The sequence below is a fragment of the Streptomyces sp. CG 926 genome, assembly GCF_003148825.1.
GTDB lineage: Bacteria > Actinomycetota > Actinomycetes > Streptomycetales > Streptomycetaceae > Streptomyces.
Genome location: NZ_QGGZ01000040.1, coordinates 1 through 1,901 on the forward strand (window position 1 = coordinate 1; position 1,901 = coordinate 1,901).

General features: G+C 70.8%; 1 protein-coding gene. It reads right to left on the bottom strand.

Translation table 11 applies throughout. The annotated features are described in order from the left end of the window. A partial coding sequence (locus BCL76_RS38355; RefSeq protein ID WP_146228535.1) for a non-ribosomal peptide synthetase occupies positions 1–1,901 on the bottom strand: 1,901 nt, incomplete at both ends.

Genomic DNA, 1,901 nt, shown 5'->3' on the forward strand with positions numbered 1-1,901 from the left:
CGGGCCAGCGGAGCCACCGACCACCCGTCACCCGCAATGTGGTGCAGCACCACCACCAACACCCGCTCATCCGGACCGGCCTCGAAGAGCGTGGCCCGGATCGGCAGTTCGGTGGAGAGGTCGAAGGCGTACGCCTCCGCCTCCGCGACCGCGGCGTCGAGCTCCGCGGACTCCACGTCGACGACGTTCAGCTGCCGGTCGAGGTCGGCGGCCTCGATGACGTTCTGGTACGGCTCGCCGTTCTCGGCCGTCGGGAAGACGGTCCGCAGGACCTCGTGCCGGCCGACCACGTCACGGAAGGCGAGGGCGAGCGCGTCCCCGTCGATGCCGCCGTCCAGGCGGAGAGCGAACGGGATGTTGTAGGTCGCGCTGGGGCCCTCCAGCTGGCCGATGAACCACAGGCGCTGCTGGGCGAAGGACAGCGGCACCCGCTCCGGGCGGTTGCCGGCAGTCAGGGCGAGCCTGGCCCGGCCCACACCATCAAGACCGGCCGCAAGACCGGCCACCGTCGGCGTATCGAACAGGGCGCGGAGCGCAACCTCGACACCGAGGACCGTACGCACCCGGCTGATCAGACGGACGGCGAGGAGGGAGTGGCCGCCGAGGGCGAAGAAGTCGTCGTCCACACCGACCTCGGACAGTCCCAGGACCTGCGCGAAGACACCGCACAGGATCTCCTCGCGGGCGTTGGACGGGCCACGTCCACTACCGGTGGCGTACTCGGGCGCGGGCAGGGCCTTGCGGTCGAGCTTGCCGTTGACGTTCAGCGGCAGCGCGTCGAGGACCACGATCGCCGACGGGACCATGTAGGACGGCAGACGGTCGCTCGCGAACTCGGCTGTCCGGTGGCGCAGTTCGGTCTCCGGAGTGCTGTCGTTCGGGACGACGTACGCGACCAGGCGCTTGTCCCCCGGCACGTCCTCGCGGGCCACGACCACGGCCTGGGCGACCAGCGGGTGACCGGCCAGGACGGCCTGGACCTCTCCGAGTTCGATGCGGAAGCCCCGGATCTTGACCTGCTCGTCGGCACGACCGAGGTACTCGATCTGACCCTCCGCGTTCCAGCGGACCACATCGCCGGTGCGGTAGAGACGACCGCCGTCGGACGAGAACGGGTCCGCGACGAAACGCTCACCGGTCAGCTCGGGGCGGCCGAGGTAGCCGCGGGCCAGGCCCGCACCCGCGATGTACAGGTCACCGGCGACGCCCGCCGGGACCGGGGTGAGGGTGCCGTCCAGGACGTAGACGCGGGCGTTGGAGATGGGGCGGCCGATCGGGACCGCGCCTTCGATGTTGTCGTCCGCGTACCAGGCGGTCGTGTAGACCGTCGCTTCGGTGGGGCCGTAGATGTTGGCGACCCGGGCACCCGGGATGGCGGTGCGGATGCCGGCGACGGCGTCCGCGGTCAGTGCTTCGCCTGCCAGGACGACCGTGCGGGGGCGGGCCTGGATCTCGCCCGCGGCCACCATCTGCGTAAAGGCCGACGGAACACCGCTGACCAGGCTGACGTCACCGACCGGTGTGTCGGTGTCCGCCAAGGCCAGGAGGTCGCGCACCACTTCCACCGTGCCGCCCGACACCAACGGGCCGAAGAGCTCGAACACCGAGACGTCGAAGTTGAAGGACGTGGAGACCAGGACCCGTCGGAAGTCCTCCCCGCCGAACTCCCCCGCCGCCCAACCCATCAGGCCGGCCACCGACCGGTGCTCCACCACGACGCCCTTCGGGCGACCCGTCGAACCCGACGTGTAGATCACGTACGCCGGGTGCTCCGGACGGATACACGTGCCCAGCGGACCCGTCGCAAGGGCGGTCAGATCCAGCTCGTCGACGGCCACGACGGTCGCATCGGACTGCGGGACGACCGCTGTCGTGCTCGTCGAGGTCAGGACCGCCGTCGG